The following is a 226-nucleotide window of genomic DNA, read 5'->3' as shown; positions in this document are numbered from 1 at the left end:
CTTTAGTGAGATTGAGTATAGGTTATACCAATCGTAGTAAATAACTGGTCATTCTAGCTTGTTAAAATACTCGATAACTGCGTTGCAATTTTTGATTGCAGAATAACTACTTATCGAAAAATTGCGCCTTGTTCTCAAGCATTTTCCCTACGCTATTTCTGATCACTTATTTACTGTGATAGGTATTAAATCGAGCAGAGTTTCGGTGAGGAGTGAAAGGTTCGTG

The organism is Vibrio sp. OPT46, assembly GCF_015163535.1.
GTDB lineage: Bacteria > Pseudomonadota > Gammaproteobacteria > Enterobacterales > Vibrionaceae > Vibrio > Vibrio alginolyticus.
The sequence above is the reverse complement of the archived record's forward strand: the minus strand, read 5'-3'. Positions refer to the sequence as shown.